The organism is Desulfovibrio ferrophilus, assembly GCF_003966735.1.
Classification (GTDB): Bacteria; Desulfobacterota; Desulfovibrionia; order Desulfovibrionales; family Desulfovibrionaceae; genus Desulfovibrio_Q; species Desulfovibrio_Q ferrophilus.
Genome location: NZ_AP017378.1, coordinates 90,356 through 116,759, shown reverse-complemented (window position 1 = coordinate 116,759; position 26,404 = coordinate 90,356). Strand labels below are relative to the sequence as shown.

At 56.2% G+C, this 26,404-nt stretch carries 24 protein-coding genes; 18 read left to right on the top strand and 6 right to left on the bottom strand.

Features of this window, described 5'->3' with window-relative positions:
* Positions 1–37: 37 nt before the first annotated feature.
* From EL361_RS00565 to EL361_RS00505, 13 genes are all read left to right on the top strand, one after another.
* On the top strand, positions 38–1,555 hold the full coding sequence (locus EL361_RS00565; RefSeq protein ID WP_126375645.1) for a tetratricopeptide repeat protein: 1,518 nt from the start codon (positions 38–40) through the stop codon (positions 1,553–1,555).
* Positions 1,548–2,249 (top strand): phosphoribosylanthranilate isomerase, encoded by a 702-nt coding sequence (locus EL361_RS00560; RefSeq protein WP_126375644.1) that lies wholly within the window; start codon positions 1,548–1,550, stop codon positions 2,247–2,249. The genes EL361_RS00565 and EL361_RS00560 overlap by 8 nt, the downstream gene beginning before the upstream one ends.
* Before the next feature lie 65 nt (positions 2,250–2,314).
* Positions 2,315–3,112: a hypothetical protein gene (locus EL361_RS00555; protein WP_126375643.1), complete on the top strand. Its 798-nt coding sequence runs from the start codon at positions 2,315–2,317 to the stop codon at positions 3,110–3,112.
* A gap of 187 nt (positions 3,113–3,299) precedes the next feature.
* Complete coding sequence (locus tag EL361_RS00550; RefSeq protein WP_126375642.1) at positions 3,300–4,220, top strand: HD domain-containing protein; 921 nt, start codon at positions 3,300–3,302, stop codon at positions 4,218–4,220.
* 6 nt (positions 4,221–4,226) lie between these two features.
* Positions 4,227–5,030 (top strand): tetratricopeptide repeat protein, encoded by an 804-nt coding sequence (locus tag EL361_RS00545; RefSeq protein WP_126375641.1) that lies wholly within the window; start codon positions 4,227–4,229, stop codon positions 5,028–5,030.
* A 175-nt stretch (positions 5,031–5,205) separates the two neighbouring features.
* Positions 5,206–5,520, top strand: a complete 315-nt coding sequence (locus EL361_RS00540) for a late competence development ComFB family protein (protein ID WP_126375640.1) — start codon at positions 5,206–5,208, stop codon at positions 5,518–5,520.
* A gap of 39 nt (positions 5,521–5,559) precedes the next feature.
* Positions 5,560–6,036 carry a hypothetical protein gene (locus EL361_RS00535; protein ID WP_126375639.1) on the top strand — a complete coding sequence of 159 codons (477 nt, stop codon included), beginning with the start codon at positions 5,560–5,562 and terminating at the stop codon, positions 6,034–6,036.
* A gap of 45 nt (positions 6,037–6,081) precedes the next feature.
* Positions 6,082–6,567, top strand: coding sequence for a hypothetical protein (locus EL361_RS00530; protein ID WP_126375638.1), 486 nt, complete (start codon positions 6,082–6,084; stop codon positions 6,565–6,567).
* Between the two features lie 151 nt (positions 6,568–6,718).
* Positions 6,719–7,900, top strand: coding sequence for an alanine transaminase (gene alaC, locus EL361_RS00525; RefSeq protein ID WP_126375637.1), 1,182 nt, complete (start codon positions 6,719–6,721; stop codon positions 7,898–7,900).
* Positions 7,894–9,177, top strand: coding sequence for a homoserine dehydrogenase (locus tag EL361_RS00520; RefSeq protein WP_126375636.1), 1,284 nt, complete (start codon positions 7,894–7,896; stop codon positions 9,175–9,177). The genes alaC and EL361_RS00520 overlap by 7 nt, the downstream gene beginning before the upstream one ends.
* A 199-nt stretch (positions 9,178–9,376) precedes the next feature.
* Positions 9,377–10,555, top strand: coding sequence for an iron-containing alcohol dehydrogenase (locus tag EL361_RS00515; RefSeq protein ID WP_172961568.1), 1,179 nt, complete (start codon positions 9,377–9,379; stop codon positions 10,553–10,555).
* Positions 10,556–10,820: 265 nt separating this feature from the next.
* On the top strand, positions 10,821–12,011 hold the full coding sequence (locus EL361_RS00510; RefSeq protein ID WP_126375634.1) for a cofactor-independent phosphoglycerate mutase: 1,191 nt from the start codon (positions 10,821–10,823) through the stop codon (positions 12,009–12,011).
* Positions 12,008–12,418, top strand: coding sequence for an acyl-CoA thioesterase (locus EL361_RS00505; protein ID WP_126375633.1), 411 nt, complete (start codon positions 12,008–12,010; stop codon positions 12,416–12,418). The genes EL361_RS00510 and EL361_RS00505 overlap by 4 nt, the downstream gene beginning before the upstream one ends.
* Positions 12,419–12,480: 62 nt before the next feature.
* On the opposite strand, the gene EL361_RS00500 is transcribed toward EL361_RS00505, so the two are convergent.
* From EL361_RS00500 to EL361_RS00490, 3 genes are all read right to left on the bottom strand, one after another.
* The gene (locus EL361_RS00500) at positions 12,481–12,981 is read right to left on the bottom strand and encodes a DM9 repeat-containing protein (RefSeq protein WP_126375632.1); all 501 of its coding nucleotides are present in this window, start codon (positions 12,979–12,981) and stop codon (positions 12,481–12,483) included.
* An 86-nt stretch (positions 12,982–13,067) separates the two neighbouring features.
* Entirely contained in the window at positions 13,068–13,580 is a 513-nt protein-coding gene (locus EL361_RS00495) for a hypothetical protein (RefSeq protein ID WP_126375631.1), read from the bottom strand.
* Between the two features lie 168 nt (positions 13,581–13,748).
* Positions 13,749–15,407 (bottom strand): DEAD/DEAH box helicase, encoded by a 1,659-nt coding sequence (locus EL361_RS00490; RefSeq protein ID WP_126375630.1) that lies wholly within the window; start codon positions 15,405–15,407, stop codon positions 13,749–13,751.
* Positions 15,408–15,743: 336 nt separating this feature from the next.
* Between EL361_RS00490 and EL361_RS00485 the strand changes: the two genes are divergently transcribed.
* The 4 genes from EL361_RS00485 to EL361_RS00470 all read left to right on the top strand — a co-directional run bounded on the left by EL361_RS00485 (position 15,744) and on the right by EL361_RS00470 (position 18,549).
* On the top strand, positions 15,744–16,532 hold the full coding sequence (locus EL361_RS00485) for an amidohydrolase family protein (RefSeq protein ID WP_126381213.1): 789 nt from the start codon (positions 15,744–15,746) through the stop codon (positions 16,530–16,532).
* Between the two features lie 101 nt (positions 16,533–16,633).
* Positions 16,634–17,947: a M48 family metalloprotease gene (locus EL361_RS00480; protein WP_126375629.1), complete on the top strand. Its 1,314-nt coding sequence runs from the start codon at positions 16,634–16,636 to the stop codon at positions 17,945–17,947.
* Positions 17,948–18,100: 153 nt separating this feature from the next.
* On the top strand, positions 18,101–18,307 hold the full coding sequence (locus EL361_RS00475) for a hypothetical protein (protein ID WP_126375628.1): 207 nt from the start codon (positions 18,101–18,103) through the stop codon (positions 18,305–18,307).
* A gap of 14 nt (positions 18,308–18,321) precedes the next feature.
* On the top strand, positions 18,322–18,549 hold the full coding sequence (locus EL361_RS00470) for a hypothetical protein (RefSeq protein WP_126375627.1): 228 nt from the start codon (positions 18,322–18,324) through the stop codon (positions 18,547–18,549).
* Between the two features lie 82 nt (positions 18,550–18,631).
* Here the strand turns inward: EL361_RS00470 and EL361_RS00465 are convergent, their stop codons facing one another.
* Positions 18,632–22,285: a PAS domain S-box protein gene (locus EL361_RS00465; protein WP_172961567.1), complete on the bottom strand. Its 3,654-nt coding sequence runs from the start codon at positions 22,283–22,285 to the stop codon at positions 18,632–18,634.
* A gap of 358 nt (positions 22,286–22,643) precedes the next feature.
* Here EL361_RS00465 and EL361_RS00460 point away from each other — a divergent pair, with 358 nt between their 5' ends.
* A complete protein-coding gene (locus tag EL361_RS00460; protein WP_126375625.1) occupies positions 22,644–23,573 on the top strand; it encodes a hypothetical protein in 930 nt (309 codons plus the stop codon).
* An 81-nt stretch (positions 23,574–23,654) separates the two neighbouring features.
* On the opposite strand, the gene EL361_RS00455 is transcribed toward EL361_RS00460, so the two are convergent.
* Entirely contained in the window at positions 23,655–25,967 is a 2,313-nt protein-coding gene (locus EL361_RS00455; RefSeq protein ID WP_126375624.1) for a cache domain-containing protein, read from the bottom strand.
* A 109-nt stretch (positions 25,968–26,076) separates the two neighbouring features.
* Positions 26,077–26,403, bottom strand: coding sequence for a hypothetical protein (locus EL361_RS00450; protein WP_126375623.1), 327 nt, complete (start codon positions 26,401–26,403; stop codon positions 26,077–26,079).
* Position 26,404 lies beyond the last annotated feature (1 nt).

Below are 26,404 nucleotides of genomic sequence, written 5' to 3'. Positions count from 1 at the left end.
GTGCGCACTGCTTCTGACGACGGGCTGTGCCCCGGGCATGCACGAATTCGACATGCCCGCTCTGGACACCGAGGCCCGTGAAACGGCCATCCTGGCCCAAAGCTCAGAGGCGGAACTACGAGACAAAGGACTCGCCCTCTTTGCGGCCCGTCGATATGACGCGGCGGCCAGACGCTTCGGGGCCCTGCACAAACGCAATCCTGACAACGCTGAAGTCACGATTCGGCTTGGCCTTGCCCTGTGGTTCTCCGGACATCCGGCACAGGCCCAGAAGCTGTGGCAAACCTTCTCTGCCCCCGACAACCCCGAGCTTGAGCAGCGGCTGACCCAGCGGGCTTCGGCACTGCGCATCCTATCATATCGCCTGGGGGCAAGACGCATCCTGGAAGATCATCGCAGGGGCGAATTGATGCCTGCGATTGCGGGGAGTGCCGTTATCCTGCCCGCAGCACTGCCGGAGCATCCGCGGGAGGCCCGGCCCGGCATGAATACAGGACTGCATTTTCTGTTACTCGACGCCCTGTCCGACGAGCACACTCTGCAGCCAGCACCACGGGGCCTGACCTCTGCCCTACGGGCCGAGTCCGGTTCCGACCTGTCCGCAACCCTGGATGAAACCCTGAAGCTGGCCCGCATCCTGGGAGCCGATCACGCCGTAACCGTCTCCGCGACCATCCCTGACGATCACCCCGGCGTGCTGCGCACCACCCTCTCCGCCCAGATCACTGAATCACTCCAGGGGCGGACCAAGCGCCTTGCCAATGAGCGTAACCGTGCCGAGAACGCATGGGCCACTGCCGAGTCTCAGCTCCGACATCTGGAAGAGCAGCAGGAGCGCTGTGCCGAAATCCTGACCTATTTCAATGCCACGCACCGCCTGTCGAGTCTGCTTGTGCGTCGAGACCAATTGGCCGAGGCCGTCGCCCGTATGAACCGGGAAGGCCATGCAGAGCAGGCCATCAAAGCCATGCAACGGCACCGCGAAACCGTGGCGGAGATGACGGAACTGCAAACACGGATCAAGGACTTCGAACGCCGACTGGTTCTGGGCATGGAAGGAGTCCGTCGCTTCACGCCCGAGGCCTTCCGACAAAAAAGCGAACAGCTTGCCCTGCAGCAGCAGGCCCTGGAAAAACGTCTCCCCGAATTGCGAAAAGCTGCCTGGGCCGCCGTAGCTCGTGCATCCACCCCCTGGCCGGCTCAGGGCAGAAGTGTGACCTTCGACATTGCCCTGTCTGACATCAATACCTGGCCTGCCCGGGCAGTGGAACGACTCGCTCATCTTGTGGGTGAACCCACGCCACCGTTGCTCCCGCCCAGGGATTGGGGATTGACGGAATTTCAGAGACTCAACAACGGGCTCATGGCCTGGGACAATGGTGAATACAGCATCGCCAGCCGTTTGTTCGCCCTGGCGGGTCAGGCCTGCAAAGCGTCCCCACAATATCCAGGACAAGGATTCGACGTTCTGCGTCTGTCCGACCTGCCCCCCGAATCCGTTGCTGCCTTTTTTCTGAATGACTTTGATTTAGACTCAGGCGGCAAACATGACTGATCGTCATTGCCCACGCATCCAGATCGCCGGAGTTCTGGATCAGGACGAGGCACTCCTACTTGCCCGGCTTGGAGTCAATTCCATCGGCATCCCCCTGCGTCTGGCCGTACATCCCGAAGATATCAGCGAGGATGAAGCCGCACGTATCGTCCAGATTCTGCCCAACGACGTCCCCGCCGTGCTCATCACCTACGTTACCGACCCTGAAGAAATCAGAACCTTCTGTGATCAACTGGGCGTCACGCATGTCCAATTGCATGCGGACATCTCCGCCACAGCATTGGCAGCCCTCAAATCCAGCCGCCCCGACCTGTACGTCATCAAAAGCATCATCGTGCCGCCAACCCCTGACGCAATATCCATACAACGCATGGAGAAGCAAATACTCAGTCTGGCCCCGTACTGCGATGCGTTTTTAACCGATACCTACGACCCCTCCACCGGGGCGACCGGAGCTACCGGTAAGGTCCATGACTGGAGCGCAAGTCGTCGACTGGTCGAACTCTCTCCAATCCCGCTGATTCTGGCCGGAGGCTTGACCCCCGGCAACGTCCGCCAGGCCATTTTACAAGTCAAACCCGCAGGGGTGGATGCGCACACCGGTGTCGAAACCCCCGATGGTCGAAAAAGCCCTGAGCTCGTAGCAACATTCGTAAAACAGGCCTTGGCAGGATTCGAGTCACTCTCCCATTAAACCTCCCCCCGTTGCACCGCTTGCGCATTTGAGGCATGCTTGCAGGGCCATCCAAGGAGGCACATGTGAGCGACAATTTACCTCCCAAGCAACCATTCACCATTGAACATGCCACTTTTTCTGCCCGAGAGACGGAACTGGCCTGCAGCTTCGCCTTCAGCTACGACGCTGTATGGGAAGCCGTTAACAGTGCCGCCACCCGTCTGGGGTTGACCGTAATCTCGGCAAACAGAGAAGTGGGACTGACCGTAGTCAAACCGCCGTTCTCCCTGCTCAACTTCGGGCGACGCATCGCCATTACCTTCCTCAAACTCGAGAAGAATCACATCCTTGTCCGTAGCGTTTATCTGCATGGCTTCCTGTGCCTGGAAAGCCGCCATTCGCGGCAGCAGACCCTGGATGGCCTGTTCCGGGCCGCCTTGCTGAGCCTGGATAAACCCAAGCCACAGGCCCCTCCTGTCCCACCAACAGCAACAAATGAGGGGCAATCCGCCCCCACAAGCAAGGTTGCGCCAGGGACCTCGCCGGCTCCACCTGAACAAACGCGGCCCCCACAAACGGCCTCGCCCGTGCAGTCTGCCGCCGAAGTCCAGGCGTCCGCAGCCCGGACAACTCCCCGAGCACCGTCTGCAGCAGCCACAACCGCAGCGGTCGATCTCGATTCACTGGATTTTCGACACACGGACTTCGAATCGTTGCCCCTGACCCCACCGACAGGAGCCGAAGCAGCCAGATACCGCTTGCGCCCGCCGCTGCAACGCCAATCCGGATGGGGCCGTTCGCTTGGCTGGTTTGGCCTCGGGCTGGCCATCGCCATCCTGATCTTCATCCTTTCAGGCGGGCTGTCGCTTTTGGTACAGTAGTACCCAAGACGCGCCATCGCCCCCTTTGAAATCGGTTTTTTGATTCTAATTCACCACTGCTTCAAGCGCCTGAATCCAAGTAAATCGGAAGTCCGGTTGCACCTGTCACCAAAAAGAAATACACTGCAACGGTGCATCGCCATCACTGCGTGCCATGAGTCAGGCAAATACTTTCCGAGGGGGATCAATGGGAATTGCTGACACTCATGCCGACGTAAAATTGTACGACCTTGTTGACGTAACAAGCCCGTCGGTATTGCTGGCTGAAGTCCATACCATTGTCGAAACTATGTATCCCGGCTTCGATTTCAGTTTCCTGGACAAGGCATTTGCCGATTCCAAACGCCTTTTTCGTGGCAAATATCCCGGCTATCGCTCCAGTACGACCATGTACCACAATCTCCAGCACACAGTGGAAGTCTTCCTGTGTTGTGCCCGGCTTCTTCACGGCGCAGCCCAGGACAACATCACCGTCAATGCCCGAATGATGGAGCTGACCCTGGTCAGTTCCCTGTTGCACGATGTCGGCCTGATTCAGGAAGAAAACGACATGGAAGGGACCGGCGCCAAATATACCGTTGGTCACGAACAACGCAGCATCGCGTTCATGAAGGACTATTTTCATGAGGCCGGACGCCCGGGGTTCGACATTCACGACGCCTCGAAAATGATCGAATGCACCTGCCTGGGTGTAGACGCCACCAACATTGCCTATAGTGATGACACCACCAGATTCTGTGCTCAGATCCTCGCGACAGCCGACTTGCTGGCCCAAATGGCCGACCGCGAATATCTGGAAAAACTGATGCTGCTATATCTTGAATTTGAGGAAGCAGGCCTGCCTTACGCCTCCCCCAGAGATCTTCTTGAAAAAACCCATGGTTTCTATGCCATGATGGTGGGCCGCATGGATGGTCCGCTTGGCGGCGTCCGGCGTTTTTCCCTGGCGCACTTTACATCCAAATGGGATGTTCAAGAAGACTTGTACGACAAGTCCATTCAAGCTAACATGGCCTACCTCTACTTGGTTCTTGAAGAAGAGCAGGACAACTACCTGAACAAACTCAAACGGGGCGGCATCGTGCAAAAAATCGAGCCGCTGCTCTGAGAAACGATGCCTGATCAGGACGACAAAACAGAACGCGAGCCCATTCACGGCGTTTTCTCCACCATGGAGACGCGCAAGATTGGTACTGGCACGACTCTGCGCAAGACCAAGGTCAAACAACACTGGCTCGTGCACGAACTTGATGACGGATTGGTCGAAGTCCAGCCCATCAACGAAAACCTGATCGCCACGGGAAAAAAGCGGACAATTTCCACAGACACCCTGCTGGACCGCTTCGCGCCCGAACCCGATTTCTACATCACCTCCGAAGTTCCTGAACCCGCCACGGGCAATGGATCCGTACTGGACCTGGACGAACCTTCCGCGCCTGAGCCCAAGGCCCCGCCTGTTTCTTCCGGCGGCCCGCAAATCGAAGGATTCGAATTATCCGGAACACCCGAGGACGTTGAAAAAAGTGCCCGCGCCAGCTTTGGCTTGGCCCTGACCTATTTGAAACGCGGCAACATGACCAAGGCTGTGGACATTTTCTCCCAGTTGGCCGAGGCCGAAGCCCCCTTCGCCCCCGAGCACAAACACATGTTCAATGAGTTTGGCATCTCCTTGCGCAAAGAACGACTCCTCGACACGGCACTCAAGCACTACCTTCGCGCCCTGGACTTGGCCCCCGAGGGCGACGAAAACCTGCACCACAATATTGCCCGTGCCTATTTCGAAAAAAAGGACATCGGCAACGCCGTCAAATTTCTGGAACAATCCCTGAAAATCAATCCCGACCTCACGGAATCCAAACTGTTCCTCAAATACTTGCGCCGCAAGCACGAATCCGCTTTCGGCCCCATCACCCTCTAGCAGACGGTGAAAGAGCCCTATTCGCAGGACAATCAGACCTGCTCCCCCTCTCCTGTTTCCCAACCAACCGTGTTCCCCGGACAGGCCTGAACCGAATCGGCATGATCATTGCTTTTTCGGTTTGTAATAGCGCGCTAGAATTGCTATTCATTATTGCAATACTCAGGAGAATTTCATGGAAAAGAAAGTCGCTGACTTGCTGGAGCTGTACGCCGTAGGCAAAACCAACCTGTTTTTCATTCACAACAAGAATGAAAAACGGGTCATCGAAGCCATGAGGCACGCACTGGCTGAACACCCCGATTTTGCGCCCAACGACATCGATATTCAGGATATCTATGCCCTCAGCCTGAATTCGCTTCCGCCCCGCTATGTCCAACAGGGCACCATCGTCCTGCGCGAACCGGTCCGACCAGACGTCATCAACGACGCCGTGCGCGAAGCAATCGAAACGGTGCGAACCCGACCGAATTACACTCCTGACGAATGATAGGTACTTGTGGCGTAAACACATGGAGGCTTGCGTCCCATGATGAAGAACTACACCGAGATCCTTGATCGACTCCAAAAAGGCCTGGGCAAAGCCTACCTGGAATCCCCCCTGATTCTGGGCGTCCCTGGTGTTTCCGTTGCCGTCAAAATCGACCCTCATTACTATTTATGTGTCATGCCCGCCTTTCTCTCACGGTTGGCAGAATTAAGCGGCATGTTTCCCGACACGGCCGAACAGGCGCTCATCCGGACAGGCAGCCTGATCACTGGCGTGCATGGCTCGCACTTGACCCAAGTCACCGTGGTCTGGGGGTCTCCACCCATTTCCCGTCGGGTCAACGCTTCCTTTGTGCTCGCAGAATTCGTTGACCGGGCGCTCCGGCTCTATGGAAATCAACTCACCCCCATGTCTGTGGCCGATTTACGCATCACTACAGATGACCAGGAAGCAGTGGCAAAGTTCTTCGACACAAAAACCTGTGTTGACAAAACCGCATTCACTCAGCCAGTGTAGCTCCGAAGTTGACGAGCAATCGCTCGTATCTATGAAGGAAACTCCATGAGACGCCTTGCCGCTATCCATAGCAGCGCCCTGTTGGTCGCCCTTGCCACGATGATTCTCATCGCAGGTTTGGCCATGGCTCAGGACCTTCCCACGGGCAAGACCATCCCCAACACCCCCTCCGAGATGAAAACCGGTGCCACTCCCGTGGCCGTCATTCACGACAACGTGGATCAACTCGGTGCTCGTCTGGCCTACCAGCTCAAAGAGACCTTCAACGCCTCCAGCCTGTTCACGCTCACGTCCAAGGACGAAGCCAAGATCAAGCTCATTGTCGCCACCAAGCCCGAATTTCCCAGCCGCCCACAGGTGGGCAGCGTCTACTCAGTGGTCTGGATCTTCTCCGCAAGCGAGAATGTCCTTACCCATTATCTGGCCTCCGAGGCCGGAACCGTCGACGCAGCCACTGTGGCAGCAGCAGCAGAAGCCCTGGCGGGCCGAACTACCGCCGTGGCAGACCAGTACGCCTACCTGTTCGAGTAGGCGGCCCCCTCCCCCGCCCCATCCCGGTTTACCCCCCGGCCTAAGTGCGGGGGGATGAACTTGTTCGCGGATGTTTTGACAAGCGCGTCTTCGCGCCTCTAACATGCACGAATGCAGCAACCGCCTAGGCGGGACAACAAAAGGAGAGGACATGGACCAATTCCCACGAGTACACCGGCTTCCCCCCTATGTGTTCGCCGTGGTCAACGAACTCAAGATGCAGATGCGCCACCAGAACATCGATATCGTTGACTTCGGCATGGGCAACCCAGACATCGGTACCCCCCAGCACATTGTGGACAAGATGGTTGAGGCCGCGCAAAAACCCATCAACCACCGCTACTCGGCCTCCAAGGGCATCCCCAACCTGCGCCGGGCCATCTCGTCCTGGTACGAACGCCGTTACGACGTACATATCGATCCGGACCAGGAAGCCGTCGTCACCATGGGCGCCAAGGAAGGCCTTGCCCACCTGTCCATGGTCATGCTTTCTCCAGGTGACGTCGTCTTTGCCCAGGACCCGACCTACCCCATCCATCCTTACGCCAGCATCATCGCCGGCGCAGACGTGCGACGCATTCCCATGGACCCAGAGCGCGACTTCATTGCGGACCTGGAACTGGCCATGCGCCAAACCTGGCCCAAGCCCAAGCTGCTCGTGCTCTGCTTCCCGCACAACCCCACAACACAGGTGGTTGATCTGGAATTTTTCCAGCGTATCGTGGACTTTGCCAAAGAGCACGGCATCTACGTCATCCATGATCTGGCCTATGCCGATCTGGTCTTTGATGGCTACAAGGCCCCCAGTTTCCTGCAGGCCAAGGGTGCCAAGGACGTTGGTGTGGAATTCTTCTCCATGTCCAAGAGCTACTCCATGGCTGGCTGGCGCGTGGGATTCTGTTGCGGCAACCGCGACATGGTCCAGGCCCTGACCCGCATCAAGAGTTATCTGGACTACGGCATCTTTCAGCCCATTCAGATCGCCTCGATCATCGCCCTGAATGAGGACCAGACCTGCGTCAAGGAGATCGTGGATACCTACCAGCACCGGCGCGACATCCTCTGCGAGGGTCTGAACCGAGTGGGTTGGGAAGTCACCCCGCCCAAGGCGACCATGTTCCTCTGGGCCAAGATTCCCGAACCATTCCGCAAGATGGGGTCCGTCGAATTCTCCAAGCTCCTGCTTCGCGAAGGCCATGTGGCTGTTGCGCCGGGCCTTGGCTTCGGCAGCTACGGTGACGACCATGTCCGCTTTGCACTCATCGAAAATGACAACCGCACCAAACAAGCCATGAAGGGCATCAAACACGTACTGGAGAGTCATTCATGCTAGAGCCCCTGAAAATCGGCATCGCCGGCTTCGGCACGGTCGGCAGCGGGTTGGCCGAGGTCCTCAAATCCGGCGGTCAGCGAGTTACGGACCGTACGGGCCGCGCCATCGCCATCACCATGGTGGCCGAGCGCAACGAATCACTGCGTCCTGCCATCGAAGCCCACGGCGCATCCATGACCACCGACTGGAAGGAAATGGTCGCCAACCCCGACATCCAGGTCATCGTGGAGCTCATTGGTGGGACCACCGTGGCCCGCGACTTGATCGTCGCCGCCCTGAAGGCCGGCAAGCATGTGGTCACTGCCAACAAAGCGCTCCTGGCAGAACACGGACACGAACTCTTTGCCCTGGCCACCAAAAGTGGTGTGCACCTGGGCTTCGAAGCCAGTGTGGCTGGCGGCATCCCTGTCCTGGATTCTCTGCGCGGAGGATTGGCAGGAAACCGCATCCGCTCGCTCATCGGCATCCTGAACGGCACTGCCAACTTCATCCTGACCGAAATGTCCACCCGCGGGCTGGACTTCGACACTGCGCTCAAGATGGCTCAGGACAAGGGGTTTGCCGAGGCCGATCCGACCCTGGATATCGAGGGCATCGACGCGGCACATAAGCTGACCCTGCTTATCCAATTGGCCCTTGGTCGTTACTACGCCCTGGACAAGCTGCCCGTGACCGGTGTGACGGTGGTCGACTCCATGGATATCGGCTTTGCCAAGGAATTCGGCTACGCCGTGAAGCTTATTGCCCAGGCCAAGGAAGTGGACGGTAAAATTGAAGCTGGCGTGTATCCCGCGCTGGTACCGCAGGACTATCTGCTGGCGGCAGTGCAGGGATCATTCAACGCCATCCGCTTTGATGGCGATGCCGGGCCGGTGCTGCTGCACGGCCATGGCGCAGGCGACCTGCCCACTGGCAGTGCCGTCCTGGCAGACATCATGGCCATCGCCCGAGGCGAAGCCCCGAACATCCTGGGCTTCACCAGCACGTCACTGCCTGACGCCGAAATCCTCGATCTGGACGCCGCTGTCAGCAAGCACTACGTGCGCTTCATCGTCCCGGATCAGCCCGGCGTGCTGCGCGATATTGCGGGCATCCTGGCGGATAACGAAATCAGCCTGCATCAGGTCATCCAAAAAGGTCGCGCCGAAGGTGACGAAAGCGTGCCCCTGGTCTTCCTTACGCACGAGGCCACTGCCGAAGCAGTGCACACTGCCATGCACCGAGCCGATGAACAGGGCCTGACCCGAGGCAAGACCATGCATTACCGCATCCTGTAAGAGGACATACGTCCCCATACGGCTGAGCACAGAATCTGGGTCATTCAAACTGTTCAGGCAGAACAGGCTGATCAAATTGAGTCAGATGTGAGGCGCAATACGCATTCAAGATCGCTGCATATTATTACAATACCGTCGAACTTGAATGTGTCGCAGTAACAAAACAGATGGCTTGATTTCAAAGGCCCGGAGAATCAAAATGCAGAGTTTCGTATACCACAATCCAACCAAAATCATCTTTGGTTTGGGCGTGTTGGGTCAAACGGGGGCAGAAGCCGCCGCTCATGGCAAGCGTGCACTGCTGGTCACAGGCGGCGGGAGCATTCGACGTAGTGGTGTCTATGACACGGTCCGGGCTTCACTGGAGGCCGCAGGAATCGAGGTCGTAGACTTTGGCGGAGTCGAACCCAATCCGAAGCTCTCGCATCTGCGCCAGGGGATCGAACTGGCCAAGACCTCCGGGGCCGACCTCGTGATCGCTGCCGGGGGCGGCAGCGTCATGGACGAGGCCAAGGCAATCGCCGCCGGGGCCTGCATGGATACGGATATCAACGACTATCTCACGGGCGGGGCGCTCCTCTCCTGCGCCCTGCCCGTGATTACCGTTCCCACCGTGGCCGCTACCGGCTCGGAGATGAACGGAGTGTTTGTAATCACCAACGACGAAACCCACGTCAAAAACGGCATGGCCCATGATCTGGTAAGGCCCAAGACCTCGATCATGGACCCTGCGACAACGGCCACAATCCCACTGGAATACACGATCCTGGCGGCAGTGGACATCGTCTCCCATGCCACCGAAGGCACACTGACCCAGGCCGACAACGACACGCCCCTGCAGGATGGACTGACCGATACAGTTGTGCGCACGGTTATGGACTGCATGCACGTGCTCATGGCTACCCCCACAGACCTCCCCGCAAGGACGAATATGATGTGGGCCTCCACACTGGCCTGGAATGGCCTCTGTCCGGCGGGAATCGGAACATGGGCAAAGCCCTGCCACATGCTGGGGCACCCCATCAGCGCCATGTACGACACCCTGCATGGAGCCACCCTGTCCATCGTGACCCCTGCCTGGATGGAACATCAGGCTGAAATTGAACCGACACGCATTGCCCGCTGGGGACGCAGCCTCTTCGGTGTCAGCGAACAGGATGACCGTAGCGCAGCACTGGTCACAGCCTCGGCCTTGCGCGGTTGGTACCGTAAACTCGGCGCGCCTCTTACCTTTGCCGAGGCAGGCATCGAAAAGCCGGACCTTGACGGTCTGGCCGAGCGTTCCATGTCCATTGCCCGCTCCAAGGGCGAAGACAGTGGATGGAACACCGCTGGCATCCGATCCGTACTTGAACGCAGCCTGCAAGGATCGAAGTGAAACAACCTCTACCCTGAGAACGGACCTTTCCTTTTGCCGTGGCATCATGGTATTGGTTACTCAAGGCAAAGGGGCAAACGTCATGATCCACTCTGTTTTAGCGACATTTTTTCGCAAGGTCATCACCCAGGGAAACCGACATACCGTTGTGATCATATTGACTTGCGTGATTTTTTTGGCATTTCTGGTTGCCGCCTTACTGCCGCTTTTCTTCTAATAATCTGCCGGAATCCGGCCCGATCCAGACACTCCGATGGAACGACGCATGAAACTACTCTTTCTCATTGCCGACGGCATGGGCGACTGGCCCGTAAAGGAACTGGGGGGCAAGACGCCCCTGGAAGCTGCCCATACCCCGCATATGGACCAACTGGCTAAAAGCTGTGTGGCTGGACTCATCCGCACCGTGCCCACGGGTATGGCCCCCGGATCAGACGTTGCCAACATGAGCCTGGTGGGATTCGACCCCGCCAAGTACCATACCGGACGCGGCCCCATCGAAGCCGCCGCCCAAGGGCTAACGCTTGACCCGAACGATCTGGTCTGGCGCTTGAATCTGGTCTCCGTGACCAGTCCTGACGAAACAGGTACCATGCTGGACTATTCATCCGGACATATCGGCACCGCCCAGTCCACCCCACTCATCGAGGACCTTCAATCCCAACTGGGTGATGATGACTTCGAATTCATCCCCGGCATCCAGTACCGACACCTGCTGGTACACAAGGGTGGAGCAAACCAGCCCGAGGCCGAGCTGGCCATCCGCCCCCCCCACGACATCACCGATCAAGCCATGGATCAGGACATCACCGCCTACGCCCAGTCTCCACGCATGAAAGCCCTTTTCGACGCTGCGGCCAAACGTCTGGGCCGCCCTGACAACGGTACCAAAGCCAACGCCATCTGGCCCTGGGGCCAGGGTCGCCCGCTGATCCTGCCGGACTTCGCCGACACCTACGGCATGAAAGGTGCCGTCATCTCCGCCGTTGATCTGGTCAAGGGACTGGGGCGCGCTTCGGGTATGGAGGTCATCGACATCCCTGGCGCTACAGGCCTGTTGGACACCAACTATCAGGGAAAAGTGGATGCGGCCCTCGATTTTCTGAGTAGCGGCGGCGATTATGTCTATCTGCATGTGGAAGCTCCGGACGAATGCGGCCATTCGGGCATCGTCGCCGACAAGGTCAAGGCCATCGACCAGTTCGACGAGCACATCGTGGGCCCTCTGATCGAAGCACTGGCTGGCGAGGACGTGGCGTTCATGATCACCTGCGACCACTTCACTCCGCTCATCGAGCGCACCCACACCACTGATCCGGTCCCCTTCCTGATCTCGCACCCGTCGTGCACCATGCACGGTCTACCTGCATTTTCCGAGGCCAACGCAGCGGGAACGGGGGTGATGGTCGAGCATGGGCATGAGGCTCTCAAGTATACGCTGGAGGTGCTGTCATGAGCGACTTTCCCAGCCCCGAGACCTGGTATCAGCACCGCGTATCCTACGGTGAGACTGATGCCATGCAGGTGCTGTACTACGCCGAATACCTCCACCTCTTCGAACGCTCACGCAGCCAGTTCATCCGTGAATACGGCATGAGCTACAATACGGTGGAGGAACGTGGCATCTTTCTGCCTGTGCGCGAAGCCTCGGCCCGTTATCGACGCCCTGCGCGTTATGACGACCTGCTTCAGGTCCGGGTTGGTATCTCCGAATGGGGTCGTGCCTCGATGACATTCACTTACGAGGTCTACGACGAAGCTCGAAAAGTGCTGCACACCACCGGCATGACCCAACACGCCTGCATGAGTACCGAGGGCAAGCCGGTCAAGGTCCCCGACTGGCTCAAGGAACTTTTCACCTGATCGTTGAACACGACAAGGCCCGCAAAAGCGGGCCTTTTTCATATTGTTAAACCAAGCGAAAATCACTTGCACAGGGCTTCATAGGAATAGGCCTCTTGCGGCATGTTCCCACAATACACATACGGCGCACCAATTACGGCGCCAAAGGTACCGTAGCAATATTTCCCACCGATTCTGGCCCTGATGAAATACAACGGACCACCGTCCTGTCCGAATTGCACAGCTCCCTTGGGTGCCATAGTGGCCCCACCCTTGCACCATTTGGCCTTGGGCAGATAGACGTCATACGATGCCGCAGAATATTTCTGAGCCTGCCCATAGATCTCCGCCTTGTTCTCTCCAAGACTCACCGTTCCTGGATAATACGCATGGCTGCCACTCGTGGTCGGTATTTTTGCCTTCACGGCATAGACCCCATTCTCAATGGAATGAGCCGACTTGGGCACGCCCCCATTTTTGCCAGAACCCCAATCACCGGCAAAGCCATTTCCTGCCACTGACAGCAACATCAGCATCCAGATCGCTACGACCATCCACAAAATCTTCGCACACATCTTTCGCATACTCCGCTCCCTGCCGGTCACGCCCGGCGACAACTGGTTTGCCCTCTCTCATGAAAAAGGCAGGCGAAGGATGTGGTTGTTATCCATCAAGGGGATACGGCGCACAGCACTTCGCACTCAGGAACGGGCGCCCAGATGTTGCTGTTGTATACATATGGGACGAGGTTTGCTTCACTCAGCATCCCGTATGCATACTCACCTCCAAGGGTAAGCTGCGCCCGAACCAGATACAGTTCGCCATCGTCATCACCGAATTCCACAGCATCCTGCGGCAGGGCCATTCCTGCCTGAGTCTGTTTCCACTGCCCTAGGGGCAGATAGACCTGATACTGTGAAGCGGTTTCGACCGAGCCATCAAGGCAATGCCTGCAGACCATCGCAGGTTCACCAGCCTTGAGCACTCCGGGGTACCACGCCTTGCCACCAGGAACCTCGACCTTGACGCGGACCGCATACATCCCGTTGGCCACGGTGCTGGCCCCATCTGGGACCGTACCACCTGTCCCCTCAGCCCAATCCTTGCTTCCCAACAGACAGCCCGTCGAAAGCATGACGACAGCAAAAACAAACCCTAGAATAGCGCTGCGAAGAATACGCATTGTTTCCTCCCCGGTTGGCAATCCACCCCACTGACACAGAAGGTGTACCGTACATCTATATAGACAATTCAATCACAATCGTCAACAGTCCCCCCGGAACAAGACAATAAAAAACGGCGGGGCATAGCCCCGCCGTCATTATGAATCAATCATTAAAGAGAATTACGCTTAAGCGGCGCGATGATTACCGCGCCCCTTGTTGCGATGGTAACCACCACGCTGGTAACCGCCACGCTTGGGGGCAGGCCCACCATTGGAGCGATCACGACGAATCAGCGGTCGACCACCATCGGAGTTCTTGAAATGGCGGAGCAGTACTTCGGCATCACGGGCAGGAGCCGCGAAAGTGGTATGCTTGGGGAACAGGCGAACATCCATGATCTTGCTCTTGAATACGCCGGTTTCCTCATGGATGAAGTCCAGAAGCTTCTGCAGGCTCAAGCCATCACCACGACCAGCGGCCATGAACAACTCAACATTGCCGCTCAGTCCGCCACTTCCGCCGGAACGCTCTGGATCAGCGATGGTGGTGTAGCTGGCGGGATCAAGCCGATCACCATTAGCCTGCTGTAACACGGCGGCAAGCACTTCCATGGGATCGCCCTGCTCCAACAACGTGGCGGCAAGATCCATGCAGCTTGTGAAGTTGTCAGACTCCAGACAAGCCATGGCCTCGGCAGCGATGCGCGACTTGCGCGCATTCACGACGTCTTCACCGCTGGGCAGCCTGCGCTTGGGCAGATTCACATCTGCAGCACGCGACATCCAGCGCAATTTACCGAATTCACGAGGGGCGATGATGGTCACGGCGGTGCCGGTCTTGCCAGCGCGGCCAGTGCGACCGATACGGTGCACGTAGGACTCGGAGTCCTGCGGCAGTCCCAGGTTGATGACATGGGTCAGGTCGGGGACATCGATACCGCGGGCAGCCACATCCGTGGCCACAAGGATCTGCGTCCGTTTTTTGCGGAAGGCACCAAGGATCTTCTCGCGACGACCCTGAGTGATGTCGCCGTGCAGCGCTTCAGCGGGGTAACCCTTGGAGCTCAACCGCTCGGCCACCTCATCCACATCGGCCTTGGTACGGCAGAAAACCAATCCGTAAAAATCGTCAGCGCAGTCAATAACCCGGGTCAGAGCGTCGAACCGGGACATCTCGGGCACTTCATGAAAATATTGTTCTGTCAAAGGCTTCTCTTCGCTACCCTGAACGGAAACGACCTCGTGCTCACGCATGAACTCACGCGCAATGCGCATGACGTCGCGAGACATGGTGGCCGAGAACAACAGGGAACGCTTGTCAGGAGAAGCAGCAGACATGACTTCCTGGATATCGTCGATGAAGCCCATGTCGAGCATCTCATCGGCTTCGTCCAGAACAAAGAAGGTCAATTCAGACAGATCCAGACTACCACGGCGCAGATGGTCCAGCACGCGGCCGGGAGTACCAACCACGACGTCCGAACCGTCACGCAGGCCTTTGAGCTGCGGGCCAAAGGGCTGTCCACCGTACACGGTGAGCACCTTCAGGCGCTTGGAGCCTCGCAGGGATCCGATTTCACGGGCAACCTGCACAGCCAATTCGCGGGTGGGGCACAGAACGAGAGCCTGTACAAAACCGGCGTTAGGCTCTGCCAACTCCACAATGGGCAGACCGAAAGCTGCGGTCTTGCCAGTACCGGTGGCGGCCAAGCCGACAACGTCGGACTCGCCGGACAAAAGCAACGGCACGGTGGCTTCCTGAATGGGGGTGGGCTCGGTGAAACCTTTACGGGTAAGAGCTTCGAGAGTCTGGTCGGACAGGCCTAGGGCTTTGAATGCATCCATGTTTCTTTTTCCTTGGTGATCAGCCAGCCCCGGCGATGCGACACACTCAAAACCTGTATCCGTACAGTCCTTGCAGCCATTCAGTCGAATCATTGAGGCAGAAGGGGTATTAGCCCTGATCGGTGGGATGTTGTGATGAACCGGGCTTCTTAGCCTCTTCCGCAGACCTTGGCAAGAAAAATCTCGCACAATTTTGCAAAACAGCCCAAAAGACACTGGTTTCAATTTTGAATTGACTCGGCGAGGATTGCACCAGCACCCATGCATTTACTGCGCCCGCAGGCAATTAAACCAATTCTTGATTTTCATCAGCACAGGCGTAAAACACCCTTCGTCATGCTCTACGATGTACACACACACGCCTTTCATCCCAAGATCGCGCACAAGGTCTTGGAACAATTGAACGGCCACTACGGAATCCAGGCCATAGGCAACGGCACCGCCGAAGACCTTGCACAACGGGTCACCGATGCTGGCTTAGATCGCTTTGTGGTCCACACTGCAGCCACAGCCCCAGAGCAGGTCATCCCGGCCAATAACTGGGCCATTGATCTGGCCCAGCGCTTTGAGCAGGCCATCCCCTTCGGCTCCGTACACCCAGGATTCGAAGGCTGGGAGGCACAGCTGGATAAACTGGAGAGCCACGGAATCAAGGGTCTGAAGATTCACCCCGAGTTTCAGCAGTTCTGGCTCGATGATCCGGCTTTGGAACCAATTTTTGAAGCTGCACGCGGGCGCTTTACGATCATGGTGCATGTGGGCGACAAGGCTCAACCTCAGGACAACCCCTCCTGCCCGTACAAGCTGATGCAGGTGGCCAAAAATTTTCCCGGGCTGACCCTCATCGCCGCCCACATGGGCGGGTATCTTCATTGGAAATGGGCTCTGGATGAACTCATCGGATCGGATGTCTATATCGATACATCCAGCACCATTCCTTACATTGACGATGCTACCCTTGCCGAAATATTCCGCCGCCACCCGCGCGAACGCATCCTGTTCGGCAGCGATTACCCGTTGTTCGACCCCGGCACCGAAGCCCAGCGTCTGAAATTGCGCCTCGGGTTCAGCGACGCCGAGGTGGAAGAGTTGATGACCAATCCAGCTCAGCTCTTCGAATCCTAGCACCAGGGCTAGCCAATCTGAACCGATTCAGCGGCATCTCCGCCCTCTACACTCTGCTAGCGTGCTATGCTACATTGTCAGCGCAACGTAGGAGGAAACGCATGCCCGCCTCAATGAACCGAAGACAATTTCTGTATACCGGAGCCATCGCTGCTGCCGGGGCGCTGGCCGGATGCGCCATCAACCCCGTCACTGGCCAGCAGCAATTGATGCTCATGTCTCCGCAGCAGGAAGTCGAAGTCGATCGCCAAAACGCACCCCATCAGTTTTCTGCCGATTACGGCAAGACCGACGATATCGCCTTGCAGACCTACGTTAATTCCGTGGGCAAAGACATGGCCAAACGCACGCATCGACCTGACATGCCCTATAATTTCAATGTCGTGAATGCCACGTACGTCAACGCTTATGCCTTCCCGGGCGGTAGCATCGCTGCAACGCGCGGCATCATGCTGACCTTACAAAACGAAGCTGAGCTCGGCGCGCTCATGGGGCACGAGATGGGACACGTCAATGCCCGGCATACGTCATCTCGCATGTCCAAAGCCCTGGTACTCCAGGGACTGGCTGCCGGCCTGGCCATCGGCGTCTCGGCCTCGGAATACAAATCCCTGACTCCACTGGCCGCAGGATTGGGTGCCATCGGCGCCGGGGCACTGTTAGCCCACTACTCCCGAGAAGACGAACGTCAGGCTGATGAGCTGGGCATGGAATACATGGTCAAGACGGGCTACAGCCCACAAGGCATGGTAGGACTGCAACAGCACTTGGTCGACATGCACGATCGCACTCCCTCAGCGCTGGAAGTACTGTTCTCATCCCATCCCATGAGCGAGGAGCGGCGCGATACCGCCAAGTATGAAGCGCAAACCACCTACGCCTCAGCCAGTGGCCTGCCACTGAAGCGCGAGCGTTACATGGACAACACCGCCAAGCTTCGCACACTGAAGCCTGCCATCGATGAAATGCAGACCGGCGAAAAATTCATGAGCAAAAAACAATACGCTGATGCCGAAGTTCATTTCCGCAAGGCCCTCAAGCTGGCACCCGACGACTATGTCGGACTTCTTCTGATGTCCAAATGCCAACTGGCTCAGGGCAACAAACGAGAGGGAGAGCGCTATGCCGAGCTGGCCAAGATTTCCAAGCCCGGCGAGGCTCAAGCCTTGCACGTGGCGGGGCTGGCCAAGCTCCAGATGGGGCGCTATGACGCTGCCCTGTCTCAATTCACGCAATATGAACGCGCGCTGCCCGGCAACCCCAATACCATATACTATGAAGCCATGGCTCTAGATGGCATGGGCCAACGTGACCAAGCGGCTCGCCAGTACTCCCGCTATCTGCGAAGTGGGAACCGGGATGCCAATGCCCAGCGGGCATACAATCGTCTCCAGTCATGGGGCTACGTCAAGTAACCCTTCTTTCCCATCCATCAGAAAGGCCGCCCAAGAGCGGCCTTTTTTTATCACCATCACAGTCCGGCAACTTTTGTGAAAGAGAATCGGCTTGACATTTTCAGCATTTTTATTAGTAATATTTCTTAATAGTATTTTCCACGGGAGTCAGACATGCACGATCTGGATCAATTTACCGAAACCATCACCATCTGCGATGAAGAATGCCCATACGACCCCAAGCGCAAAATAGCGCTTGTGATGTGCGAGAACTGCAGCAATCAGGAAGAGGTCGATGTCGTGAGTGTGGAAAACGGCAAGGGAACCGTCTATGGCTTCATGTGCTCCCAATGTGGGCACTTCAATCAACCCTGTGAATAGGCACGGAGCATTACATGACAAAAAAAACCTATGAAGTACAAGCCGACTGTCCCCATTGTGGCACGCATCAGATGTTGCATATCGAAGCTTCAGAATATACTGCGCTGCCTCAGGGCAAGGCCCCTGAAGCCCTGTCCAGTTGCCCGGATTGTGGCAAGCCCTACAATGCTCCCGTAAATCCAGACAGCTGCGCCGAATGGGACGACTTCTGCAACGAGATCCATCCAGTTCCACAAGTATAAATCCAACTATTTAGGGCCGGCAATAGCCGGCCCTCTTTCTTTACTTCCCACCAGAAATGCACACCAAAACAACCAAAAGAGGCTAGCCCGCAGCATCTTCCTTGTTCACTTCAGACCTGTTTCTGCCCTTCCTCTTGGCCGCATACATGGCAGCATCAGCACGACGCAGCAGGTCGTCCAATGTCTCATCCTTATGCGCCAAAGCCACGCCGATACTCACGGTACAGCGCACCTCTGATGAATCCCGAATCATCACTGGGGACTGCTCGACACTTGCGCGTAATCGCTCGGCTGCTTCCAGAGCTTCTTCAACACCGGTCTCCGGGAGCAGCACAGCAAATTCCTCACCGCCCATACGCCCCATGATATCTACATTCCGCAGCACATTGCGACCGATCTGCGCCAAAGACTTGAGCGCCAGATCACCAACTTCATGACCAAAGGAATCATTGACCTCCTTGAAATGGTCAACATCCAGCATCAACAGCGACAGAGCAATACCATAACGTTGCGCACGCCTGAATTCGCGTTCGGCTTCTTCCATAAAGCTACGTCTGTTGGACAAGCCCGTCAGACTATCGGTCGTGGCAAGCTCACGCAGCCGCTCTTCCGCAGCCTTGCGTTCGGTAATGTCCTGCACAACTCCGAGCAGACGTACAGGGAGGTCCTGCTCTCCAAATTCAACAACTCGTCCCTGTACAAGAATCCAACGCCAATGCCCAAAAGCATCACGAATTCTGAACTCATGCTTCAGGGATGAATCCTCTCCCTGCAAATACGGTCGTAAGACTTCCTTGGTCGCAACCAGATCATCCTCATGCACCACTTCGGCCCAGCCCTTCAAATCCCTGTTCAACTCATTTCCGCTGAACCCGAAGCTGTCATGAAAAACTCTAACCGGCAGATCGATCTGCCCGCTCTGCGGCCACAATTCCCACAACCCGTACTCGGGACTGTCCAAGGCCATCTGCAGCCGCTCTTCATTCTGACGCAAACGCTGCTCCGCGAGATGCCGCTCGGTCACGTCACGAATATGCACTAAAATGCAAGGTTGGCCGTCGTACTGAATCACCGATCGGGAATTCTCCACGAACAGCACACTCCCATCCCGGGCGATCATTCTCGCTTCATACGTAAAATCTCCGGCCTGCCCCATGAAGGACGCAATTCTAGGCCAATCCTCAGCATGGAAAAACCGTTCGACCTGGACACCCTTGACCTCAAGCAGCCGATACCCGAACAACTCCTCCGAAGCGGGATTGCCATACATCAGCTCCCCTTTCATGGACCCGATGACGATGGCATCCTTGGATTGCTCCACAACAACGCGATAGCGCTCTTCACTGGCTTTGAGTTGATTCTCGGCACGATGGCGATCAGTGACGTCGATAACACAGCAAGCCACGCCCTGAACCTGGCCAAAGGCATCAACATATGGAGAATAATAGGCGTTGTAGAATCCCTGACGGCGAGCATAATCCGTATGCATGTCCACAAGGGAGGATTCTCCGCCGAGGGCCTTGTCTTCGGCGGGCTTGAACAACGCCCATACATCCTCAGGGATGACGTCCCCGATATGACGACCAACGATCCGATCAATGTCCATACCCAACAGTTCACAGCCAACTCTGTTCACCATCCGAAATCGCCTGTCCGCTCCGAACAGACAAACAAAAAACGGGATGGCATCCAGCACGGTCCGCATGAGGAGTTCCCCCTCTTGCAAGGCCTGCTCAGCCTGTACCTGCTCGGTCTGATCCTGGACAATACCGGTCACCAGACCATTCTTGGGATTGATCTTGCCTGAAAATTCGGCCCAGACCATAGCTCCATCCCGACGGCGCAACCCGGTTCGCAATTTCAAGAAGCCATGAACAGAAATCATTGCCCGGCGCAATTGCTCGGATGTCGAGGAATCCAGTAGATGCTCAGATAAGGCACACTCCTGAAGCAATTCCTGCTCACTGTCATAACCCAACATTTCCACCAGACGCTGGTTGGCACTAACAAACCGGCCTTCACCGTCAAGCCGGGCCTCATAAATACCCACTTGGGCGTTATCGAAGAGTTCGCGAAAACGCTGTTCACTATCCGCAAGGTGTTGCTCGGCCTGGGCACGCTCAGCGATCTCACGGCTCAAGCGGCGATTCCAGGAGACAACGGTCACCAACACCAACACCAGCGTCACACCGCCAGCCCATAGCCAGGGGAGCAAAGCCTGATCAATAGCAGAGGGGGGAGGTGGCGGAGCCACCCATCTGGCCATGATCTGGGCATGTGTTTCTTCGCTAATGGTTGCGAGAGCCTTGTTAAGAATATCTCTCAGTATGGGCCAGTCACTTCTGACACCCATGGCAAAGCCATACGAATCGAAGTCGGTCCGAGAGGCCACCTTGAGGTTGCTCAAACCGTGCTTGCGGATCAGATACCCCATGACTCCGAGGTTTCCCACGTATCCATAGGCTCGCCCCTGGGAGACAGCGCTCAAAGCTTCAGCTGCGTTCTCGACGATGAGCAATCTCGTTGCCGGATACTCATCCCGCAGCTGTTGCGTCGTATGAAACCCGCGCACAGCGGCAACGGTTTTGCCCGACAGATCGCTCAATCCTCCAATGAAAGGGGCATCCATACGGGTCACGACAACAGATGGAAATCGAACGTACGATTCAGTAAACAGCAGATGCCGCGCTCTCTCGCCGGATGGGGTCAGGCAAGCCACCATATCCAGGCTGTGCTCCATTGCACCATCCATGACCTGGGACCAGGACAGGCCATATTGGATGTCAAAGATCAAACCTGTACGCTCGGACAACAACCTCAATATGTCCGAGCTGTATCCCGAGTGCAGGCCTTGGGCATTCACAAAATCCAGCGGTTCATAATCCGAATCCACCCCGATCTTGATCACCTGCTTGCCCGCAATCCAAGCTCGTTCCTTTTCTGTGTATTGGACCGCTGGCTCCATGGCGAGCATCGGCCCCACACCATGCTCGAGGCGGGGGAGCCATTTGGCTCGGAGCCTCTCGAAGGAACCATCGGCCTTCAGATGGTCCAACTCCTGCTGCCAGGCATCCACGAGCACATCCGGCGTGGATGGAGAAAAGGCCAAATAACTTGGGAACTCAGATACAATAAGGACCTTATGCAATGATTCCGGATCAACATCCGCCTGCCGCGCCAGCGAAGCCATGGTGACATCACTGCTGACCCACAGATCGACGCGCCCATATTTCAAGGCGTCTGCGCACTGAGAGGGACTGCGATGACTGACGATGTTGGAAAAACCACGATCACGCAGATAGGTCTCCGAGGCATAGCCCTCCACCGTCGCGATACTCCGCACATGCTTGGCGGCTTCCAGACTGGCGAGGGAAATGCCACTATCCTTTCGAGCGTAAAGACAAATTTGCTCCGGGATGAGTGGCCCGACCCACTTGAATTCCTTTTCCCGTCCAAAAGTTCTGGAAGTGGGGAACAGAGCAACAGACGGTTCCAGCCGGCTCCTCTTGTAGTTGTCGGCATAGGCTCCCATCGCAATATCCACAGGCTGCCCCAGGCGCTCAGAAAGCACACGTACGACCTCGACACCAAATCCAGCCAACTCCCCCCGTTCAAAATAAGCGATGGGAGGGCTATTGATGGTCAAAATCCGCGGTGTTATGTCGCCGGGGTCTTGTGCTCCGGCACAGCAGACAGGATAGGCTACGAAAAGAACCAGAACGATGATGAGTCTCAAGAGCCACACATCCTGTTCCTGATTCTTATTGGATGTCGGAAGTGAAGAGAATGCCATTGATCAGCAATAGCACAGTGTCCAAAAACGGTGCAACAATTACGAAAAAAAGCCCTCCAAAAACACTGATCCTTCCCGAGCGGCTATTGCAACTTGAAATCTGAGGAAATCCAGCCCCACTCTCTGCTCTTTTCCCCATACATCCTGAAAGTCTTCCATAAATTTCAAGAGCCTGTACCTTCAATTCAAGCACTATTGCTCTTTTATCTACAATCCCGTAGATCATGGGGCTGACCAAACGTGCCCAGAGCCCTCTGAAACGGGCCTTCCAGCCGATATGGGCATGCACCAGGAGCAATACGTGAATCTCGACATCCCGCAACTCTATGATTTTGTGAACCCGGCTTACCCGGATAACGTCCTCTCAGAAATTCTGGTACTCGCCAGCGATCTGGACCTCATAGAAGCCACCCGAATCATCCCAGCAATCCACCACGACATTGTGGACTTGTTCGAAGGTCGTTTCGAGGGATACAGAGGGAGCAACACCAAATATCATGACCTGGAGCATACCCTCTCGGTGGTTCTCTGCACGGCGCGTCTGCTGCATGGCTGTGCTACCGATTGCGGACACAGACAGCTGCGTCCCTTCCTGTTGGGCATCATTTCCGCCTACTATCACGATGTTGGTCTGATCCAGACCAAGGATGACACCCTAGGCACCGGCGCCAAATACACCGTCGGCCACGAAGACCGTTCCATAGCTTTCATGCGGGAGCACTTGTCCAAGGCTGGTCTGAGCGAGCAAGACCTGACCGACATTTCCGACATGATTCGCTGCACAATCCTGAGCGCCTCGCCCGATGCCATCGAATTCAGCAGTGAGCAAGTCGCCCATGTCGCACGAATCATGGGCAGCGCAGACCTTCTGGCCCAGCTTGCGGACCGTAACTATCTGGAAAAACTACTGCTACTCTTCAAAGAATTCGAAGAGGCCAAGCTTCCTGGCTATACCTCTGAGCTGGAATTACTGCATAAGACGGAAGCTTTTTACACCCATGTTGCCAAGCCCCGGCTGGATGGCCCGTTGGGCAACATGCAACGCTTCATGATCCGTCACTTCAACCGCCGCTGGGAAACAAACCACGATCTTTATGCCGAAGCCATCGAACGCAACATGGAGCATCTCGCCATGGTGCTCAAGGCATGTGGTGATTCCTATGACTGCCTGCTGAAAAAACTGAACCGCGCCGGCATCGCCGAACTGGAACGCCTGCGCCTGGAAAAGTAAGTTCAAGCACTCTTCCAAAAACACGAACGGGCCACCAGGGGATCAACCTTGGTGGCCCGTTCGTGTTTCCAACATTCTCCGTTAGATGGGCAGTCGGATGGTGAACGTGGCCCCACGCCCGGGGGACGACTCCACGGCAAAGGTTCCGCCATGGTTGTCGGTGATGATAAAGTAGGAGACGGACAGGCCGAGCCCGGTGCCCTGCCCTACTTCCTTAGTGGTAAAGAAGGGTTCAAATATACGCCGCCGGGTTTCTTCATCCATCCCCGGTCCGTTGTCGGCAATCTCGACTCGAACCCAATCGCCGTCGCGCTGGGTCTTGAGCCTGAGCATAGGCACACCTGCTGCTCCATGCAGAAACATCGCCTGTGCGGCATTGCGGAACAGATTCAGAAACACCTGCTCGATTTCGGTGGCTGAACACATCACCGGAGGCAAATCCAGATCAAAATCTCTTTCCACAAGAATCTTCTTGAAATCGTACTGCCGCTTGAGGTCGTATTCGCTTCCAGCCAATTCCAATGCTTTTTCCAGAAGTGAAGACAAATCACTCAAAGCCCGCTTCGACTCGCTGGCACGGCTGAATTCAAGCATATTGGCCACGATCTGTGCTGCCCGCATCCCACTTTCACGAATGCCATCCAGCATGTGCAGTATGCCACGCTGTTGCATGTAGCGTTCAATATGATCAAGGGAACAACCGATTTCTTCTGCGACCTTGGCATTGGCTTTGATCCGGGGCGATAAGCGCCTGATGATGTTCTGTGCTCCCTGAAGAATCCCCCCCAACGGATTGTTGATCTCATGGGCCATGCCTGCGGCCAATCCACCCACTGACATCATCTTCTCCGTCTGAATCATCATTTCTTCCATCTGCACCCGGTCGGTCACATCAGCAATGACAATCACCACGCCCTCGGCACCGGCCAGAGGATAAATATCTATGGATCGATACACAGCCTGGCCATTATGAAGCCCCATCACCTTGTCACGAGAGACAGAACGGTGTTCGCGCTGGACTTCATCCAACAGATCAAGAAAAGTGCCGCTAGCTGGACATGATGTCGCCACATCCTTGCCCAAGGCCTGTACCCTGGGAATCCCCATCTCGTCCTCAGCGCGCCGATTCCATAGGGTAATCCTGTTGTCTGCATCGACACCAAGGACAATAATCGGCATGGAGTCGATGATATCCTGCAGGTGATTGCGCACCTGTTTTTCGCCTGCCTCGGCTACCCGACGATCCCTGATCTCGCGACGCAGATTATTGTCGTATGCTTCCAGCCGATCCATGAAATTATTAAAATATTTTGCCACACGCCCCATCTCGTCCTTGGAGCGTTCAGCCAGACGAACCGTGAATTCCCCCTCCGAGGCTTTCGCAAACCCAGCCCCCAGTTCCTTGAGGGAAGAGGTCACAGACATTCCGACCCACCAGGAAAACGGCAGTCCCAGACACAGCACAACCAGCACAACCAACACTGCCATGCGGCGCAAATACGTCAGAGGAGCGTTGAAATCATCAATATAGCCGCTGGCTGCTACAATCCAATCAACCTCCGGCAAATAGTTATAAATAACTATTTTCTCACGAGATTCGGTATCACCGGGATTCTTCCACCAGTATTTGATCTTGCCAAATTTTCTGGAGATCATCTCCTGGGTCAATTCTCTGCCCCGAACACCTCTGGCATTGAGCATGTTCCCGGACAGGAACGGATGCGCCACCAGATTGCCCAGGGAATCAAGCACAAAGGCATACCCTTCGTGACCAAAGCGTTGGGCCAGAATGCTACGCCTGAAATCCCGAATATCCACGAGTTCCCGGAACTCCTCCCGATATGTACTCACGGAGATAATCCAGTCCCAAGGCTCGAAATAAGCCATATACAAAGCCTTGGGTCTGAGCTCATCCTCTCCCGGGTTCTTCCAGTAGTACTCGAGATAGCCTTCCTTGAGCGCCTTCTGCTGCTGAACAAAATCGAACTCCGAAACATCCCGGCCCAAATTCTCCGTGACAGGGTGCACCACCACAACCCCGTCGCTATCCAGGCAGTAGATATAACCAGTCAGCCCGATGCGCTGGGCATTCATCATTTCCACGGCCAGCTGTTTGGCTGAAGCCTCGGTCATGGCCCCGCGCTTTGCCCGCTCGTAATAACTGGAGATGATCTCTTGATTCTTCTCGGCCACAGCCCGAAGTCGATTGCGAACGGACACGTCCACAGAATTCCTCACCAACTCCAGGAGGGTGGCAGAGCTGTTGGACAATTCGTTCTCGATATTACGCTGCAATGTATCCTTGACCATTATATACAGCACAAGGCCGCCGGCCAGGATCGTTCCAGCGAAAATCAGAAAGAAACCTGCAAATATTTTAGTTCGAATATTCATATTGATTCGTTAGAGAGCTTCAAACCGCAACGAGTCACGAAAGAGACATTCTCCAGTTGAAACAAGATTGTATGTCAATCCTGCAAGAAATCAAAGTCTATTGAAATCATTACTGACCGCCATCTTCTTTGCACTCGCCACGCGCCGAGGCACAACTTGCCCGCCCCAATGCAGTGCACAGTTGCTGAGGTGTCATCTCCGGATGCCAGACCCAAATCTCGAATACTGTCCGACCATCAATCTTCTGCGGCCGTATCTGCGCCTCCAGCCCAGAGACTGCCTCCTGCGACTCGTCAACCAGACGCTCAGCATCGGCCATGGTTCCCAGGCAGGTACAGAGCTGGAATTCTACACCAACGCCTTCAGCCCAGGCATCGCTCCCCCCCCACAGACAACTCAAGGCGACCACTAGAACCAAAACGGATAACAATCGCATA

Bases quoted from the DNA above. Each gene is read 5' to 3' on its own strand.
- EL361_RS00565 (WP_126375645.1), top strand. From the start codon at position 38: ATGCACGAATTCGACATGCCCGCTCTGGACACCGAGGCCCGTGAAACG.
- EL361_RS00560 (WP_126375644.1), top strand. From the start codon at position 1,548: ATGACTGATCGTCATTGCCCACGCATCCAGATCGCCGGAGTTCTGGAT.
- EL361_RS00550 (WP_126375642.1), top strand. From the start codon at position 3,300: ATGGGAATTGCTGACACTCATGCCGACGTAAAATTGTACGACCTTGTT.
- EL361_RS00545 (WP_126375641.1), top strand. From the start codon at position 4,227: ATGCCTGATCAGGACGACAAAACAGAACGCGAGCCCATTCACGGCGTT.
- EL361_RS00540 (WP_126375640.1), top strand. From the start codon at position 5,206: ATGGAAAAGAAAGTCGCTGACTTGCTGGAGCTGTACGCCGTAGGCAAA.
- EL361_RS00535 (WP_126375639.1), top strand. From the start codon at position 5,560: ATGATGAAGAACTACACCGAGATCCTTGATCGACTCCAAAAAGGCCTG.
- EL361_RS00530 (WP_126375638.1), top strand. From the start codon at position 6,082: ATGAGACGCCTTGCCGCTATCCATAGCAGCGCCCTGTTGGTCGCCCTT.
- alaC (WP_126375637.1), top strand. From the start codon at position 6,719: ATGGACCAATTCCCACGAGTACACCGGCTTCCCCCCTATGTGTTCGCC.
- EL361_RS00520 (WP_126375636.1), top strand. From the start codon at position 7,894: ATGCTAGAGCCCCTGAAAATCGGCATCGCCGGCTTCGGCACGGTCGGC.
- EL361_RS00515 (WP_172961568.1), top strand. From the start codon at position 9,377: ATGCAGAGTTTCGTATACCACAATCCAACCAAAATCATCTTTGGTTTG.
- EL361_RS00510 (WP_126375634.1), top strand. From the start codon at position 10,821: ATGAAACTACTCTTTCTCATTGCCGACGGCATGGGCGACTGGCCCGTA.
- EL361_RS00505 (WP_126375633.1), top strand. From the start codon at position 12,008: ATGAGCGACTTTCCCAGCCCCGAGACCTGGTATCAGCACCGCGTATCC.
- EL361_RS00500 (WP_126375632.1), bottom strand. From the start codon at position 12,981: ATGCGAAAGATGTGTGCGAAGATTTTGTGGATGGTCGTAGCGATCTGG.
- EL361_RS00495 (WP_126375631.1), bottom strand. From the start codon at position 13,580: ATGCGTATTCTTCGCAGCGCTATTCTAGGGTTTGTTTTTGCTGTCGTC.
- EL361_RS00490 (WP_126375630.1), bottom strand. From the start codon at position 15,407: ATGGATGCATTCAAAGCCCTAGGCCTGTCCGACCAGACTCTCGAAGCT.
- EL361_RS00485 (WP_126381213.1), top strand. From the start codon at position 15,744: ATGCTCTACGATGTACACACACACGCCTTTCATCCCAAGATCGCGCAC.
- EL361_RS00480 (WP_126375629.1), top strand. From the start codon at position 16,634: ATGCCCGCCTCAATGAACCGAAGACAATTTCTGTATACCGGAGCCATC.
- EL361_RS00475 (WP_126375628.1), top strand. From the start codon at position 18,101: ATGCACGATCTGGATCAATTTACCGAAACCATCACCATCTGCGATGAA.
- EL361_RS00470 (WP_126375627.1), top strand. From the start codon at position 18,322: ATGACAAAAAAAACCTATGAAGTACAAGCCGACTGTCCCCATTGTGGC.
- EL361_RS00455 (WP_126375624.1), bottom strand. From the start codon at position 25,967: ATGAATATTCGAACTAAAATATTTGCAGGTTTCTTTCTGATTTTCGCT.
- EL361_RS00450 (WP_126375623.1), bottom strand. From the start codon at position 26,403: ATGCGATTGTTATCCGTTTTGGTTCTAGTGGTCGCCTTGAGTTGTCTG.